Origin of the sequence: Bacillus sp. SD075 (assembly GCF_017355165.1) — a bacterium.
Lineage (GTDB): Bacteria > Bacillota > Bacilli > Bacillales > DSM-1321 > Peribacillus.
Genome location: NZ_JADILK010000001.1, coordinates 56,369 through 73,533 on the forward strand (window position 1 = coordinate 56,369; position 17,165 = coordinate 73,533).

The 17,165-nt window shown below is 42.5% G+C and carries 17 protein-coding genes and 1 riboswitch; of the genes, 15 read left to right on the forward strand and 2 right to left on the reverse strand.

Annotated features, from left to right (window positions below; translation table 11 throughout):
- Window positions 1-10 precede the first annotated feature (10 nt).
- Window positions 11-1,612, forward strand: coding sequence for an amidohydrolase (locus IOC57_RS00265; RefSeq protein ID WP_207436850.1), 1,602 nt, complete (start codon window positions 11-13; stop codon window positions 1,610-1,612).
- Window positions 1,613-1,692: 80 nt separating this feature from the next.
- Window positions 1,693-2,622 (forward strand): EamA family transporter RarD, encoded by a 930-nt coding sequence (gene rarD, locus IOC57_RS00270; protein WP_207436851.1) that lies wholly within the window; start codon window positions 1,693-1,695, stop codon window positions 2,620-2,622.
- Between the two features lie 90 nt (window positions 2,623-2,712).
- On the opposite strand, the gene IOC57_RS00275 is transcribed toward rarD, so the two are convergent.
- Window positions 2,713-3,540, reverse strand: a complete 828-nt coding sequence (locus IOC57_RS00275) for a protein-glutamine gamma-glutamyltransferase (protein ID WP_286184395.1) — start codon at window positions 3,538-3,540, stop codon at window positions 2,713-2,715.
- A gap of 308 nt (window positions 3,541-3,848) precedes the next feature.
- A riboswitch (TPP riboswitch) is annotated at window positions 3,849-3,958 on the forward strand.
- Window positions 3,959-4,093: 135 nt separating this feature from the next.
- Here IOC57_RS00275 and IOC57_RS00280 point away from each other — a divergent pair.
- Genes IOC57_RS00280 through IOC57_RS00300 form a run of 5 tightly spaced genes read left to right on the forward strand, consistent with a single transcriptional unit; the run spans window position 4,094 to window position 7,680 of the window.
- A complete protein-coding gene (locus IOC57_RS00280) occupies window positions 4,094-5,089 on the forward strand; it encodes an ABC transporter substrate-binding protein (protein ID WP_207436852.1) in 996 nt (331 codons plus the stop codon).
- An 11-nt stretch (window positions 5,090-5,100) separates the two neighbouring features.
- Complete coding sequence (locus tag IOC57_RS00285) at window positions 5,101-5,385, forward strand: thiamine-binding protein (protein WP_034309193.1); 285 nt, start codon at window positions 5,101-5,103, stop codon at window positions 5,383-5,385.
- On the forward strand, window positions 5,382-6,164 hold the full coding sequence (locus IOC57_RS00290) for an ABC transporter permease (protein ID WP_207436853.1): 783 nt from the start codon (window positions 5,382-5,384) through the stop codon (window positions 6,162-6,164). Before IOC57_RS00285 ends, IOC57_RS00290 begins: the two co-directional genes overlap by 4 nt.
- Window positions 6,148-6,891 carry an ABC transporter ATP-binding protein gene (locus IOC57_RS00295; protein ID WP_207436854.1) on the forward strand — a complete coding sequence of 248 codons (744 nt, stop codon included), beginning with the start codon at window positions 6,148-6,150 and terminating at the stop codon, window positions 6,889-6,891. The genes IOC57_RS00290 and IOC57_RS00295 overlap by 17 nt, the downstream gene beginning before the upstream one ends.
- 15 nt (window positions 6,892-6,906) lie before the next feature.
- Window positions 6,907-7,680 (forward strand): TatD family hydrolase, encoded by a 774-nt coding sequence (locus tag IOC57_RS00300; protein ID WP_207436855.1) that lies wholly within the window; start codon window positions 6,907-6,909, stop codon window positions 7,678-7,680.
- Window positions 7,681-7,715: 35 nt separating this feature from the next.
- Here the strand turns inward: IOC57_RS00300 and IOC57_RS00305 are convergent, their stop codons facing one another.
- Window positions 7,716-8,516 (reverse strand): NAD kinase, encoded by an 801-nt coding sequence (locus tag IOC57_RS00305; protein WP_207436856.1) that lies wholly within the window; start codon window positions 8,514-8,516, stop codon window positions 7,716-7,718.
- A 331-nt stretch (window positions 8,517-8,847) separates the two neighbouring features.
- On the opposite strand from IOC57_RS00305, the gene IOC57_RS00310 reads away from it, so the two are divergent.
- The 8 genes from IOC57_RS00310 (at window position 8,848) to ytfJ (ending at window position 17,076) form a co-directional block, all read left to right on the forward strand.
- Window positions 8,848-10,515, forward strand: a complete 1,668-nt coding sequence (locus tag IOC57_RS00310) for a PrpR N-terminal domain-containing protein (RefSeq protein WP_207436857.1) — start codon at window positions 8,848-8,850, stop codon at window positions 10,513-10,515.
- Between the two features lie 155 nt (window positions 10,516-10,670).
- Window positions 10,671-11,645 carry a 2-keto-3-deoxygluconate permease gene (locus IOC57_RS00315; protein ID WP_207436858.1) on the forward strand — a complete coding sequence of 325 codons (975 nt, stop codon included), beginning with the start codon at window positions 10,671-10,673 and terminating at the stop codon, window positions 11,643-11,645.
- Between the two features lie 28 nt (window positions 11,646-11,673).
- Window positions 11,674-12,966, forward strand: coding sequence for a four-carbon acid sugar kinase family protein (locus IOC57_RS00320; RefSeq protein WP_207436859.1), 1,293 nt, complete (start codon window positions 11,674-11,676; stop codon window positions 12,964-12,966).
- The gene (gene pdxA, locus IOC57_RS00325; RefSeq protein ID WP_207436860.1) at window positions 12,966-13,961 is read left to right on the forward strand and encodes a 4-hydroxythreonine-4-phosphate dehydrogenase PdxA; all 996 of its coding nucleotides are present in this window, start codon (window positions 12,966-12,968) and stop codon (window positions 13,959-13,961) included. The genes IOC57_RS00320 and pdxA overlap by 1 nt, the downstream gene beginning before the upstream one ends.
- 285 nt (window positions 13,962-14,246) lie before the next feature.
- On the forward strand, window positions 14,247-15,248 hold the full coding sequence (sppA, locus tag IOC57_RS00330; RefSeq protein WP_207436861.1) for a signal peptide peptidase SppA: 1,002 nt from the start codon (window positions 14,247-14,249) through the stop codon (window positions 15,246-15,248).
- Window positions 15,249-15,260: 12 nt separating this feature from the next.
- Window positions 15,261-15,803 carry an RDD family protein gene (locus tag IOC57_RS00335; protein WP_286184396.1) on the forward strand — a complete coding sequence of 181 codons (543 nt, stop codon included), beginning with the start codon at window positions 15,261-15,263 and terminating at the stop codon, window positions 15,801-15,803.
- 100 nt (window positions 15,804-15,903) lie between these two features.
- Window positions 15,904-16,596 (forward strand): DUF2953 domain-containing protein, encoded by a 693-nt coding sequence (locus IOC57_RS00340; RefSeq protein ID WP_207436862.1) that lies wholly within the window; start codon window positions 15,904-15,906, stop codon window positions 16,594-16,596.
- Window positions 16,597-16,611: 15 nt separating this feature from the next.
- Entirely contained in the window at window positions 16,612-17,076 is a 465-nt protein-coding gene (gene ytfJ / locus IOC57_RS00345) for a GerW family sporulation protein (RefSeq protein ID WP_207436863.1), read from the forward strand.
- Window positions 17,077-17,165 lie beyond the last annotated feature (89 nt).

Genomic DNA, 17,165 nt, shown 5'->3' on the forward strand with positions numbered 1-17,165 from the left:
TAAAGCGGGAATGGGAACGTTATGGTTCAATGGGTCGATTTATACGATGGTTAAAGAAAACGATCAAGTGGAGGCTGTCTTCACTGAAAAGGGGGTAATTGTTGAAACCGGCAGCGTGGTCTATTTGAAAAATGAATATGCCGGCAATATTTCCAGGGAAATCGACTTAAAAGGACAAACGATGCTGCCAGGGTTAGTGGATAGTCACCTTCATTTGGTCGGGCATGGTGAAAGGCTGCTTCGTTTAGACCTCTCTTTGTTGGACAGCAGGGAGTCCATCATAAAATCCTTGCAGGAAAAGTGCTCAAAGACCCCGGCTGGAAAGTGGATTGTTGCCGAAGGGTGGAATGAAAACGAATGGCCGAGTCCTGAATTGATATTACGGGATGAGCTTGACGCGATATCGACAGAACATCCCATCGTATTGAAAAGGATCTGCCGTCATGCCTTGGTGGTCAATTCCCGTGCCCTTTTGGAAGCGGATATTAAAGAAGATATTAAAGAACCTTCAGGCGGGGTGATCTGCCGTTATCCTGCCGGACGTTTAAATGGTTTATTTAAAGAAAGTCAGGCGCAGAGCCTTATTTTAGACAGTCTTCCTGGCATCGATCAAGAGTATATCGAAAACGCGCTCACAGAGGCCATAGAAGACGCATATAAGCTAGGTTTGACTGGCGGTCATACTGAGGACCTCAATTATTACAATGGCTTCATGCCGACATATCAGGCATTTAAATCTGTGATCGAGGACCGGGAAATGGCCTTCCGCGCCAATTTACTCGTCCATCACGAAGCGTTTGAAGAAATGCTAGCAGCAGGAGGCGGCTATCAGAAAGGTACGCGATATATCAAATTCGACAGCATGAAGATATTTACTGACGGTTCCTTAGGCGGACGCACAGCCCTTTTGAGCGAGCCTTATGTAGATCAAAAGAATACGAATGGAGTCGCGATATTCACTGAAAACGAGCTTCGGGAATGGGTGAAAAAAGCAAGGGATGCCGGAATGCCGATTGCTGTCCATGCGATTGGCGATCTCGCTTTTGAATACGTCTTGAATGCAATTGAAACCCTCCCCCCGAAAGAGGGACAGAGGGACCGGCTCATCCATGCGCAGATTGTCCGGCCGGAGCTGTTGGGGCGGGCGGCAAAGTTGCCGGTTATCTTTGATATCCAACCGGGTTTCGTCCCTTCTGATTTCCCATGGGTGGAAGAAAAGGTTCCGGCCAATCTATTGGCATCCTCCTATGCCTGGAAAACCTATTTGAATTTGGGCATCATTTGTGCGGGTGGGTCTGATGCCCCCATTGAGCCATTGAATCCAATTTTGGGCATTCATGCAGCTGTCACAAGGACAAAAATCAACAGTGAGGACAGTACGGTTTACGGTTTTGGTGAAAGGCTTTCCGTTTACGAGGCGTTCACACTGTATACAAAAGGGAGTGCTGCAGCAATCGGCCAGGAAAAACGCCGCGGTATGATCTTTAAAGGGTACGATGCCGATTTTAGCGTGTTTAATCTGGATGTCTTTGCTGCTGCGCCGGATGATCTCCTAAAAGCCGAGGCTGTCATGACGGTGATCGATGACAAAATCATGTATGATAAAAAATAACAGTTGCAAAAAAAGAAATGGACATACAAAATTGTTAAATGGAATTAGATAAAGGAATGTAAATGGAAAGAAGGCAGGTTATGAAAGTGGATGAACAAAAAGAAGGGGCAATCTATGCAGCCCTTTCTTACATGATGTGGGGAGTCGTGCCGATTTACTGGAAGTTCCTTCAGGGAGTCGGTGCAACGGAAATTTTGGCCCAAAGGGTATTATGGTCTTTCGTGTTCATGCTGGTTTTATTGATGTTCATGAAAAAGTGGCAAGCGTTTCTTGATTATGTCAAAAACATAATGGGAAACCCCAAACTCTTTGCGGCATTACTTACGGCGTCACTGCTTGTTACAGCTAATTGGGGAGTGTTCATCTGGGCCGTTAACTCAGGACGGATCCTTGACACGAGCCTTGGATATTATATCAATCCGCTAGTCAGTGTACTATTGGGAGTTATAGTCTTAAAAGAAAAATTGAGCGGGGCCCAAATCATTTCCTTCCTGCTTGCGGGAATCGGAGTCTTGATCCTCGGCATCCATTTCGGTACGATCCCGTGGATCTCACTTGTTTTGGCCATGACCTTTGGATTATACGGTCTGGCAAAAAAAATGATCAAGGCCGAATCGGCGATCGGGCTGACGCTCGAAACGATGATGGTAACGCCTCTGGCTTTGGGTTACCTGATATACTTGATGAACCGATCGGAAATGCAATTCTTTACAGCGGGGAGCACTAGCTTGCTATTGGTGGGCGGCGGGATTGTCACGGCCTTGCCTCTTTTATATTTTGCAAAAGGGGCGGAGAAGATTCCGTTATCGATGCTTGGCATTTTTCAGTATATCGCTCCGACCTTATCTTTATTGATCGGGGTATTCGTCTATCATGAAAGTTTTACCAAAGCACATCTTTTAGCCTTTTTGTTCATATGGTCAGCATTGGCTGTTTATACACTATCCATAACGAAATGGGGCCAGGCAAGTGCCCGCAGGTTCAAAGGTAAAGGGAATATTGGTGCGTGAATAATAAAAAATGCTTGGGAGATCTCTCCCAAGCATTTTTTATGCAGGTATTTAATAAAACGGTTTTACGGCATAGGGGAAATGCCAGGGTCATGAAAGGTAAATCTTCGGACCTATTTCAGAAACAATACAATTGGAAAGGCTGACAGGACTGTGATCCGGATTAGAACGAGGGATATTTAGTTGGAATTGTCTATAGAAGGAACTATCCAGGAAAATGATATGGTCTGTCAGGAATGCTGATATGGTGGCGTTGGGCTTTCTATTGCTATTTAATTCATCGATGATTCCCTGTGAACTGGTAATCCCGATCCCATGGCCATAAAAGAGGTTTCTCCCTAATAATATGGCATTTTCACCTTGCCATTCCGGGGTTGCCTCGTCGTGATCAGGATTTTTGAAGTAAACGCAATCACCTGGTGAATAATCCCTTCCTTTATGGACAAGGAGAGCCATATTCCGTGGAGGGCGCCAGTCATATAAAAATAGGTCTGAAAAAAGATAGTCGAAATTCCTAGGGCCGATCAAATCCAAAATGGCCTTTAAAAAAGTGACGACTATCGCTGTCCCGCATTCGAAAGCATAAAGCCTTCCATTTATGAAAATGTCAACGAGTGCAGCATGAGGGAGAATCCCTGGCTGAAGTGTAAAGGTGCCATCCTTTGAAAGGCGCCAATATTGTATATTGCATTCCGATTCCTCAAGTGTGGAAAATTCCGCATCACTTTTGTCTAACGCAAAAGCTGCCTCGATGACCCGGTTCCTCAGTTGTATCTCGAAATTAAACTCTCCGAAGTTCCGGTATTCAAAAACTTTAGAATCTTCCGCCAGCAATTGGAGAATTTCAAGTGATTTAGCAGTAGCTATTCCTGGTTGGATTTGACTGACATCTAACCATTTGTGATTAATCTTTATCATGATCATATCCACCTTTTACTTATGAAATTAAGGGTTTATAAAACCAATAAACAAAAATGTCTACAGGTAATGCTCATTATATGAATGCCAGCGAAGAAATGACTATTTGGAACGTGTGTCAGCCACAGTTACAGCCAAGAATGGTTGATTCGGATGAAAAGTGGCAGAATTACTTTGCTTTCAATGATTTTCGTTCCAAGAGTTGTTTGACTAGAGCAAAGAATCCCTTTCTAATTAGTGGGAAGAAGCAAATTAGTATTCCTTTTTCCCTATGAATTGATATAATGAGAGAGAAAAGTTCATATGTGCGAGAAATGTAGGGGGGCCAGTACTGCTGGCTGAGATTGCATCCTTTAGATGCTGACTCTTTGAACCTGATCTGGATGATGCCAGCGGAGGGAACATATTATTACTGACTTTCTGTTTTGTATGTTAACGTCCGAATTCATCTTCGGGCGTTTTTTGCTTTTTTATCCAGTATTTGAATAGACCCCGGAACCCCCATTATGATTCCGGCATATGGATCTTATATGATGTGTAGGAGGATAATAACTTGAATAAATTCTTACCACTGTTAACTTCGTTGTTCCTTTTGGCTGGATGTGGTGCAGGCGGAACTAATGAAAAAGAAGAAGCATCTAAAAATGAAGAATTAAAAAAGGTATCGGTCGTGCTCGATTGGACACCGAATACAAACCATACAGGATTGTATGTAGCCAAGGAAAAAGGTTATTTTAAAGAACAAGGTCTTGATGTGGAAATTATCATGCCAGGTGAAGCCGGAGCGGATAAGCTTGTCGCTTCAGGGAAATCTGAATTTGGCGTGAGTTACCAGGAGGGCATTACACAGGCCCGCGTGCAAGGCGTACCGATTGTATCAGTAGCTGCCGTCATCCAGCATAATACCTCTGGATTCGCTTCCCCTGAGGCAAAGAACATTAAAACTCCCAAGGATTTCGAAGGGAAAACGTATGGTGGCTGGGGATCACCAGTTGAAAAGGCCATTATAGATTCACTCATGAAAAAAGAGAATGCGGATGTAAATAAAGTGGACATAGTCAATACAGGAGATACGGATTTTTTCACTTCGGTTAAAAGGGATATAGATTTTGCCTGGATTTATTATGGCTGGACAGGCATTGAAGCTGAGTTGCGAAATGAAAAGCTTAATATGGTTTACTTAACCGAATATTCTGATAAGCTTGATTATTATACGCCTGTTTTGACAACAAATGAAAAGATGATAAAAGAAGATCCCGAGACTGTTAAAGCATTCGTTCATGCAGCATCGAAAGGGTACCAGTTTGCGATTGAGAATCCTGATGATGCAGCAGACATGTTAATTAAGTCTGCACCCGATCTTGATGCAAAACTAGTGAAGAAAAGCCAGGAGTGGCTTGCAGCCAAGTATCAGGATGATGCTCCGCGATGGGGTGAACAAAAGCTTGAAATCTGGAAGAATTACAGTGATTGGATGACTGAAAATAAGCTTCTTGAAGGTGATTTCGATCCTGAAAAGGCATTTACCAATGAGTTTTTACCAAAATAGGAGGAAATATAATGGCCAATTCATTAATTAGTATACAAATTATCCCTAAAGGGGAAAATGTCATCCCAATGGTGGATGAAGCAATCAAGATCATTGAAGAATCAGGTGTCAAGTATGAGGTTCACCCGCTTGAAACGACAATGGAGGGGGAACTTTCCGAACTTTTTGCCGTGATAGAAAAAATGAATGTAAGAATGATTGAAATTGGTTCACCGAATGTCATTTCCCAAGTGAAAATATTATATCAGCCAAGCGGGATTACGATGGATACGTTAACGGAGAAATATCGGGCATGATCGGAAGGGGAATTTGGAAGAAGGGGGCTCCCTTCTTTCTTTTATTATTGTTGCTGATAGTATGGGAGTCAGTGACAGTCATATTGAAAGTTGAAGAATGGCTGCTTCCCGCTCCATCGGCCATTTTCATTGAAGGAATTGAGTCGTCCCGCAATCTTTACGGACACCTTATATCCACAACCGAGCTTGCGTTGTCGGGTTTTTTTATTGGAAGTTGCATCGGCTTATTAATCGCGGCAATCTTACACCTGTTCCCAGGTGTGAAGGACGCGGTTTATCCTCTGCTCATACTTTCGCAAAATATACCTATCATAGTTTTGGCACCGCTTTTGGTGATCTGGTTTGGTTTTGGCATGCTGCCTAAGTTACTTGTGATTTCGCTTGTATGTTTTTTTCCGGTTGCGGTTGCATCATTGGACGGTTTTCGCCAGACGCCATACGAACTTAAGCATTATTTCAAGATGATGGGAGCGGGTAAAAACCAGTTATTTTGGAAGCTGGAACTTCCACACTCATTCCCGTTCATTTTTTCGGGCCTGAAAATTTCGGCCACCTATAGTGTAATGGGTGCGGTTATTTCGGAATGGCTTGGAGCAAAATCGGGGATTGGTGTTTATATGACTCTCGCTTCCTCAGCGTTCAGGACAGATCGGGTGTTTGTTGCCATTTTCATCATTATGGGAATGAGTCTGATCTTTTTTGGAATCATCACCTTCCTGGAGAAATACTTAGTTTCTTGGAAGAGAAAGGAAGGTGAAAAGGATGAAACTGGAAATTAATAACATTTCCTATTCTTTCGATGGTAAACAGAATATATTAGAGAATATGGATTTCCATGTGGATGATGGGGAATTTGTCACGATCCTTGGGCCATCGGGCAGCGGTAAAAGTACATTGTTCCACTTGATCGGCGGCATATTGAAGCCGGAGCATGGCATCATTTCACTCGATGGTAAAAAGATAAATGGCTTAAAGGGCCATATCAGCTATATGCCTCAGCAGCCTTCCCTTTTACCTTGGAGAACAGTATTGGAAAATGTTTTGCTTGGAAGTGAACTTGCCGGGATCAGAAATAAAGAAAAGGCGAAAGCCCTTTTGATGAAGGCTGGACTAGAAGAGTACGAGAAAGCATATCCGCATGAATTATCTGGAGGCATGAAGCAAAGGGCCGCATTCATTCGGAGTATCTTAAGTCCACAGGACTTGATGTGCCTGGACGAACCCTTTTCTGCATTAGATGAACTGACAAGAGTGCAAATGCAAGAATGGCTGTTGTCGGTTTGGGAAGAAAATCGGAGGTCGGTGCTTTTTGTTACTCATAGCATAGATGAAGCGGTTTTCCTATCAGATAGAATTTATGTATTATCAGCAAAGCCGGCTGCTGTCATCAAAGAAGTGAAAGTTCCGTTTCCAAGGCCAAGAGGAGAAGAACAGCTACTTAGTGATGAATTTTTTCATATGAAGAGAGAATTATATGCAGCACTAAAGCCAACTTTTTCTACTTAAGGGAGGTGATTAAACTTGAGAATCATCGACAGTCATATCCATTTGGATCGGTATGATGTTGTTAAGCGGAAGCAGATTCTGACAGACATGGAAAAGGTTCATATAGAATCCTTGCTGACTGTTTCCATGAATTTGGCTTCTTCGATTAACAATTATCAGCTTTCACTCAAAGATTCACGAATTAAGCCAGCCTTTGGCTTTCATCCAGAGCAGACCCTCCCGCATGATGAAGAAGTGAACGAATTATTGAACTGGATGCGGGAACATCGTCAAGATATGGTTGCCATTGGTGAAGTTGGGCTGCCCTATTACTTAAGGCAGGAAAATCCCGATGATATAGATAACTCAGCGTATATAGTGATACTGGAGAGATTCCTGGCCTTAGCTAAAGAGATTGAAAAGCCGGTTATCCTTCATGCCGTCCATGACGATGCACCTATCGTTTGCGACCTTTTGGATAAACATCAAATCAAAAAGGCACACTTTCATTGGTTTAAGGGCGATATCCGGACAGTCGAAAGAATGGCTGAAAAGGGCTACAGCATTTCGATTACACCCGATGTTTGTTATGAAAGGGAAATACAGGAATTAGTTTCGGCATACCCGCTTAAGCTGATGATGATTGAAACGGATGGCCCGTGGCCGTTTGAAGGGGTTTTCAATGGGAAATGGACCCATCCCGGCATGATGCATGACAGTGTGCGTCAAATTGCTTCAATTAAAGGATTGCCGATTGAGGATGTCTATGAAATCCTTTATCAAAATACGAAAGATTTTTATCGTATATGAAGGTACCGGTTATCATACCCGGTACCTTTAGTTCGTTATAGAAAGGTCCTTTTAACCTTTTCCCAAAAGGAATTGTCTCTTAGCTTAACGGTCTTGATGACTTTACCGCTTAACCGGACCTTTATCTTTTCGACATGGTTGATGCTTAACGCTTCATTGTCCATTCCGATGATCGGATAGCTTGGTCCGTTTTGCTCAAGGTGGACGGTCAACGTCTTATCACCGCTTAGGATGAATGAGGAACCTAAGGTCCGATAGGTATTATTATTGATGGAGGCAAGCTCACTCACTTGAAAGCAAGGGAGAAGGGGATCAACAACGGCCCCATTGACCGATTTATTATAGGCGGTGCTTCCTGTCGGGGTCGCAATGATGATTCCGTCCCCGCGAAAAGTTTCAAAATGGAGTTCATCAATGAAAATATCCATGATGAACGTTTTGGTGATGGAAGACCGGATACTAAGTTCATTAAGGGCATAAAAGGCGGGCTGATCGTCCAATTGGATATCGATGGTTGGATATTTACGCACCTCGATTCGCTCTCTTGTCATGGCATCGATCATTTTATCACTGTCTTCCAAGTGGAAATCGCAATACATATTCAAGTTACCTGTGGTGGATATGCCCGCATATAAACAGTCATCCCTGAACCCGGTTTTACGGGCTGCCTGCAGGAATGTGCCGTCATCACCGATGCTTACGATGATGTTTGCTTTTGTGAAATCCTGGATGACCTCATACGAATGTTGCTTCGCCAAGTCTGACAAGTATTCAACCTTGCTAAGCATCTCTGCATTCGGTGCATGGAAAAAATAAATATTACTTCGAGTGTTCATCATGTTCCCCCCTATTATGTATGGTTATGAAAGGGCCTTCATTTCTTTTTGAGAAGGGAAAGCCGCCAGTACTAAATGCAGCTGCACATTTCGTACCCTTTTATATGACATAGTTTATCATGGAATGATGCAATTTTGTTATTCGTTTGAGGGAGCAGTATCGCGAAGGAAGAATGAGTAACGGGGTAGCGAAACAGCTCTTTTTAGGAAGTGAAAAGAGAATGATGGTATAATTAATTCTCAATAAGGGCTCTTTCAATCCCTGTCATACAAAGGGTATATTACCAAATGGAGAATAGGGTTCGGATCTATAAGAAAGTAGGTTATGTGTATGAAAGTACATATCATTGCCCCGTATGAATCAATGATTCCAATTATAAAAGCGTGTGTGCCTCTTTATCCAGATTTAGAAATAGGGTATTCGATAGGCGACCTGGAAAAGGGTGTCGAACTTGCGAAATTGGAAGAGGAAAACGGAGCGGATGCCATAATCAGCAGGGGAGGAACAGCGAAGTTAATTAAGAAATCCGTCAATATTCCAGTGATCGACATGCACCTTTCCGGTTATGATATGATTCGTTCCCTGACATTAGCCAGTGAGCTTAAAGATAAAACGGCCATCGTAGGATTTTCAAACATAACATCAGGCGCCCAATCGATTATCGACTTATTGGACCTTCCTTTACAGGTTTATACGGTCCGTGAATCAAAAGATGTAGCTCCTCTCATTTTGACTTTGAAAAACGAGGGTTATAAACAGATCGTTGGTGATGTGATTACAATAAATACAACGATCTCTTATGGCATGAAAGGATTCCTCATTCAATCGGGAAAGGAATCAATCATAAGGGCCATCAATGATGCTAGGGAAATGATTACCTATCTTCAATACAAAAGCGACATCAATAGGATGTTTGAAAGGCTTTTAGTCAAAGAAGTCCATAATATCGTCATTTTAAATAGTGATAATCAAATCGTCTATGAGCATTTAGCTGATTTTGACTCCAATCCTTTGACCGATGATCAATGTAGAAGCATGAATGGAGAAGTGAACGTAAGTAAGCAGCTTCATACGAGTTTTTCACAGGATGGCAGCAGTATAGAGGTAGATGGCTTTTGCCATGAGGGGTTGTACTCGTCATATGGGGTTTTTGTATTAGATGCCAGTCCGGTGAAACGGTTCGATCAAAAAGGTGTGCAGATCAAGGCAGCTTCTATCTCAGAACCGATTGCCATGGATCCCGTTTTGATAAATAATGTAACAGCACTCTATAAGAACCATGAAATCATTCACTTAAAAGGAAATCGAGGGACGGGTAAAGAGTTTCTTGTCGATCATATACATAATGAACAAACAAAAAATGGAAAGCACCTTATAATTGATTTCAAAGAATTCAAGGAAGCCGGTCTTAACAAGCTGCCACTTGAGCATATCCGCACCATAACTTTGAAAAATATCGATTGTCTACAGGATCATGAACCATTAAGAGAATTTCTAAGCACATGCTGCAGAAAAAATCTATCGATATTCATTGTATCGAATGTTCAAATTAACGAAGCCGTTGCTGGAAATTTTGCGATAAACACGATTCATATGCAGGATTTATCACAGCGTAAGAGCGATATAGGAAACTTAACGAAATTCTTCTTATCCTATTATCATCAAACGTATGGAACAACGGCAATGAATATAAAACGTGATGCCCTTGCTCTTCTGGAAGAGTATTCATACCCTAACAATATCGACGATTTAAAACAGTTAATTAAGCAAATGGCCTTAAATGAAAAAGAGTATGTGATACGCAAGGAAACCATTGAAAAAATAATAGCAGATAATAACATTCCGACTGATATCTTCGTTTCACAAAAAGCGACGCTAAAAGAAATGGAAAAGTATATCATTCAGCGAGTTCTGAAAGAGGAAAATTATAATCAAACGAAAACTGCCGAACGATTGGGGATCAATCGGGCAACATTATGGCGCAAACTTAAAGAATGACTTTAAGTTTGTTTTTTTTTTGAATGAAGTGTTGCATTTTTAAACTATTTTTATTAAAAGTAGTTTTATATTTTTATAAGTGTTGCTTTTATTAACATCATATTTTAATATAAATCTTGTAAGCGCTTTAATAATAAAACAAAGGGGTTTTTATTATGAGAATTAAAGCAATGCTTGATCGTATCCCAGGGGGGATGATGGTTGTTCCGCTTTTGCTGGCAGCCACTATCAATACATTATTTCCTAGTCTATTAAGGATTGGCGGTTTTACGGAAGCACTGTTCGTGAACAGCTCAAGTGCCTTGATAGCATTATTCCTTTTAATTGCCGGAACGCAAATCAATCTTCGTACAGCAGGCACTTCGGTGAAAAAGGGCGTTACACTTTTAACATATAAGTGGGTGTTAGGGGCGCTGGTCGGCCTACTCGGATTCTGGCTGGCCGATAGTAACGGATTGTTTTTAGGAATGGCACCATTGGCAATTATTGCAGCCATGACAAATTCCAATGGCGGGCTATATATTGCATTGGCCGGTCAGTATGGAAAGGAAGAAGACAAGGCCGCATACCCATTTCTCGCTTTAAGTGACGGTCCATTCTTAACAATGGTAGCGCTTGCTATTTTCGGGACTATGGGCTTCGCTGATGGCATGTTCTCTCCAACTTCGTTCATTGCCGTGTTGCTCCCGCTGCTAGTCGGGGTGGTATTAGGGAATTTAGATTCCGAGATGAAAGATTTTCTGTCTAAAGGAAGCGATAAGCTAGTTCCGTTCTTCGCTTTTTCATTAGGAATGGGGATTAATTTCACAGCGATAATCCAAGGGGGATTAAGTGGGGTATTACTTGGTGTGATTACAGTTCTCCTAACTGGTGGAGGAGGGTATCTGATCTTTAAATGGATAGGATGGAACCCGATTGTCGGTGCATCTGAAGGTTCCACTGCGGGTAACGCTGTCGGGACTCCGGTGGCCATCGTGGCAGCGAATGCTTCCTTCGGGATCCATGCAGAGCTTGCTACTGTACAAATTGCAGCAAGTGTTGTGACAACAGCCATCCTTCTCCCGATATTCATCGGCTTCCTATCCAAGCACTTGGATAAGGAGGGTGGAGTGGCTAAATACAATAATTAGGCTAACCCATGTTTTGGAGGGAATTGAAATGAAATTAGCGATCATCGCGGATGATTTAACGGGTGCCAATGATAGCGGTGTCCAATTAGCTCGACATGGTCTTAAAACGACCGTACTATTTGGATTGGATGAAGAAAATGTACGGGATTATGATGCCGTCGTATTTGATACGGACAGCCGCTCCCTGGAGAGGCAAGATGCCTACCATAAAGTCAAGGCAGCTGCAGATTTTCTAAAGCGGGCTGGCTTCTCAACGATCTTCAAAAAACTAGATTCGACAATGCGCGGAAATATCGGTGCTGAAATTGATGCCATGTATGATGCTATAAAACCGGATTTAATCATGATTGCTCCAGGTTATCCTAAAAATGGGAGATCCATTCTGGATTCCACCCACTATTTAAATGGTATTCCTCTTGGAGAAACAGAGATTTCCAAGGATCCAAAAACACCTGTGACACAATCATATCTGCCAGAGTTGATTGGTGCCCAGACCTCACATCAAATTGGTACAATTACAGTGAAGGATTTGGAGAAAGGCAAAAACCATGTGAACGATAAGTTAAAAGGGTTTACAGAGGATTCGATAACGTATATCATCATCGATGCAACCAAAGAGCAGCATTTGAAAGACATCTTGAATTATACAAAAGAAATGAATCTTGAAGTGGCCTGGGCGGGGTCGGCAGGGATCGCCAATTACCTGCCTGACCATTATTCCATTCCGCACAAGGAAAATCGATTGAATATCCCTGTTTCAACCTTGCCGGTTCTAACAGTGATTGGAAGTGTAAATAAGAATTCACGGAAACAATTGAAAAAAATGTTGGAACGGACCCAGGTACATGCAATATCATTCGAGTCCCATAAAGCTGTAGGGGACGACCGGGAAAGAACAGAGGAAATCAGGAGAGTCTATCATGAAGCCATCCAAATGGCAGCAGAAGGGCACGATGTGGTCATTTATTCCACTGCAGAAAAACCGGATATTGAAAAGGCTTGGAAAACAGGTGAATCTAAAGGCCTTACTCATACCCAGATCAGTAACGAGATTGTGAAAGCTATTGGAACCGTATGTTCTGTCCTGTTAGAGAAACAATATTTTAAAGGTGTGACAATGACCGGCGGCGATACAGCCAAGCAAATATGCAATCTATGGGATGTAAAAGGTTTCGAATTGCTGGATGAACTGGAAATAGGAGTGCCTATCTCCAAATTCTTGGGTAATGACTCTATTTACGTCGTCACGAAAGCTGGAGGATTTGGTTCAGAGGACGTGTTTATCCATGCGATGAATAAGTTGAAAGGGGAGAGTGCTTGATGAGACCCATTATCGGAATTACTATGGGAGATGCGGCGGGAATTGGCCCGGAAATTATAGTAAAAGCATTGGCTCACGTTGAAGTGTATCAACAGTGCAGGCCGCTTATTATCGGAGATGCGAAAATAATAGAAAAGGTAAAGCCTATCGTAGGCTTTGAGGGGATGGTGCATGCCATAAAAGATCCTTCAGAGGCGAAGTACGAGTTTGGTTCGATAGATGTTCTGGATTTGGACATCCTACCTTTGGATCTACCGTTTGGAGAGGTTTCTGCATTAGCGGGAGACGGCGCCTATCAATACTTGGCAAAGGCCATCGATTTGGCAAAGGAGAAGAAGATTCATTCAATCTGTACCGCCCCTTTGAATAAGGAAGCGCTCCACAAAGGTGGTCATATGTATCCTGGCCATACAGAGATTCTTGCTGACCTTACAGGTACAGATGACTTTTCGATGATGCTAACCACTCCCAATTTGAAGGTCATCCATCTGACGACACATATGGGGCTGATTGAAGCTATCGAAAGCATCAATCCTGAGCGGACGTACAGAGTGATTAAGCTTGCGCATGAGACGCTAACAAAGGCGGGCTTCCAAAACCCAAGCATCGCCGTTTGTGGTATTAACCCTCATGCTGGGGAAAATGGCTTATTTGGAAATGGTGAAGAAGAAGAGAAATTAATGCCTGGAATAGAAAGGGCACAGGGTGAGGGAATCGATGTAAGCGGGCCGCTTCCTGCAGATACATTGTTTTTCAGGGCTGGCCGTGGAGATTTTGATATTGTCATTGCCTGTTATCATGATCAGGGACATGCCCCAATCAAGGTTATGGGAATTGAGGCTGGGGTCAATATTACCGTAGGGCTCAAGGGCGGCATTGTCCGAACTTCCGTAGATCATGGCACCGCCTTTGATATCGCTGGGAAGAATATCGCTGATGAAAAAAGCATGCTTGCGGCCATTCAGTCAGCCATTGAATTAGCTCCAAAGCAATAAATATAGAAGCTGCCAGGATGAATCCCGGCAGCTTTTTAGTTGGGCTGATTCTCCGTTTAAGGCATTTACTAAACCGGCTAAGAATAACTTGGGAAAACAAAAGATTTATTTCCATGTCATGCTCCCTCTTTGTATAAATGGAGATTGTGCAAAATGCGCCAATGCATTTCCAATTAGAGGATTATTTGCTACAATTTTATATGTCTTGGTTTATCATGGAATGAAACATTTTCATCATTAGTTCGTATGGTAAGAAGGATACATATATCTTAAGGGGGAAAACAGATGAATGGAAAGCGTTGGGCGGCACTTGGAATCGCAGCCGTTTTATTTTTTGTCTCTATTGCTGTAGGGGCGGCTACGACTCTATTTACAGCGGATACGGAAAATATCATTGATGAATTATTTGCTTCCGAAAGTGCATTTTACGAGGAAGTCATAGAGGGTGATGATTACTCAAATGTTATTGCCGTATTTGATGTAGAGGGCACGATTCAAGATACAGGAGAAGCCTCATTACTTAGTTCAGCAACATATAATCACCGTGCCTTCATGGATAAGCTGAAGATGGCAGAGGAAAATGAAGATATCAAAGGAATCATCCTTCGGGTGAATTCTCCAGGCGGCGGTGTCGTCGAAAGTGCAGAGATCTATGACAAGATCCTTGATATCAAGAAAGTGAAGAAACCTGTCTATGTTTCCATGGGGTCAATGGCGGCTTCTGGTGGATATTATATTTCTGCACCAGCCGATAAGATTTACGCTAGCCCAGAAACGATGACGGGTTCACTTGGCGTCATCATGCATGGGTATAATTACGAGAAGCTCGCCGAGAAGTATGGTGTTGAGTTCGAAACCATCAAAAGCGGCCCACACAAAGATATTATGAGCCCAACCCGGGAAATGACTGGAGAAGAACGTGATATACTGCAAAATATGATTAATAATTCTTATGATCAATTTGTAAAAGTCATTGCAGACGGGCGCGGTATGACAGAGAAGGAAGTAAGGGAAATAGCCGATGGCCGCATTTATGATGGACGTCAGGCTAAAGAAAACCATCTAATTGATGATTTCGGCCATTTGGATGATGTAATTGCCGCGATGAAAACTGATATCGGTAAAAAGGATGCTCAAGTAATCCGTTATACAGATGAGGCAGGTTTCGGTTCATTATTCAGTATGGGTGCGCAAAAAATGTTGGGAAATGATGTGGAAACGGCAGTCTTGACAAAAATCCTTTCCTCTTCAAATTCTCCACGCTTAATGTATTTGTATGCGGAATAGGGGGGCTGAAGGATGACGGAACGAAATGAAAACAATGAACAAATCGCTTCATCCAATCTAATGGAAGATCCAGGGGTTCCTGGTCAGCATCAGAAGTTTACACCTGCCAAAACGGCCATGGATGATGACGAAGTCAAGAAAGTGCATTTTGCAGGTTTTTGGATGAGGTTTTGGGCCTATTTAGCCGATCTATTGGTTATCGGAAGTTTGAACCGGATTTTAATTCATCCCATCTTCAAATTTTATGAGGGGACAGATGATCTCTGGTTTTCCGCAGAGGGCTTCTTAACAGGGGGCGTATTCTTCTTATACTTTGTTTTGATGACCAAATTTTTGAACCAAACCCTTGGCAAGATGATTTTTGGACTGAAAGTCATTGCATTGAAGGAAGAGAAGAAAAACATTTCATGGGGAACGATATTGTTCAGGGAGCTGATTGGCCGCTATATTTCAAAAGTCACTTGGGTTGGCTACCTCTTGGCAGGCTTATTACCGAAGAAACAGGCATTGCATGATGTCTTTGCAGACACGGGCGTTGTGTTGATCCGAAGATGATTTCTTGCATTCATAAATCTGTAAGAGCGTGATTTTCGCTTTTGCAGGTTTATTTTTTTTACATATGCCGATAATGATAGGCTGAAGGGGGTGTGGGTGCATGAAGTGGATTTTGTTGATTATAGGTATCCTCATTTTGGTGCTGCTAATTGTTGTTTTCACTAAAGTAAGAGTGTCCATCAACTACAAACGTGTCCAAACGAATGACCTAATACATATTAAATTAACAGCCTGGTACGGGCTTTTTCACTATACATTCAAGGTTCCGGTCATCAAAATGGATGATGACTCGTTAGCTGTAGTAGTTAAGCAAGAGCAAGAAATGAACGGAAAAACCGAAAAGGAAGAAAAGAAAAAAATCACAGCCGAAGATTTGCGTGACGGATTCGCAGACAGTCTGGAGATGCTTCAGCATATCATCGGATTTCATAGGATCGTCCGTCAGTTCGCAGGGAAGGTCCAAGTCAAAAAATTCACCTGGCATAGTATGGTCGGTACTAAAAACGCTGCACACACCGGTGTTTTAACCGGAGCATGCTGGGCACTTAAAGGTTCAATCATCGGTTTACTGACAACCTATTTCAACTTCAGGATCATGCCCTCCTATTCCATTACGCCGGACTTTCAGAGATGGCAGGCAAACACGTCGATTTCCTGCATATTACAATTTAGAATCGGGCAGGCTATGGTGACTGGAATAAAACTGCTTCGTTATTGGAAAGGCGGAAAGCCGCATTTCAAGTCCAGGAAATTAGCGAAGCTAGCAGGTGATTCCAATAAACAATCGTTCTAGAGTGGAGGAATTTAAATGTCAGATCATCCGATCCAAGGTTTAATGAAAGAAGCTATGGAAAATCTGAAAGAAATGGTCGATGTGAACACGATCATCGGAGATCCAGTGGAAACTCCGGATGGAAGTGTCATTTTAACCGTCTCCAAAGTTGGATTTGGTTTTGCAGCCGGTGGCAGCGAATTTGTTATGGACGGCAACCATCAAGGACAGCAAGGTGATTCCAAGCAGCCTTTCGGAGGCGGTAGCGGAGGCGGGGTTTCCATAACACCAATTGCATTTTTGATTGTCGGTTCCCATGGGGTGAAAATGATTCATCTGGATGAAGGGACGCACCTTCTCGAAAAAATGATGGATTTAGCTCCACAAGTCGTCGATAAGATTCAGTCCATGCTATCCAAGAAAGACAGTAATCAAAAGCAAGGCGGCAGTCAACCAGCTGTAAAGAGGTATCAAGAACCTAAACAGGATATAGAATTCTAACATTGACTCGGCATCCGCCGAGTTTTCTTTTTGCTGCAGCCTGCGACCAATATAAAAAGCTTGTCGGATATGCGCGGGAACCATTCACA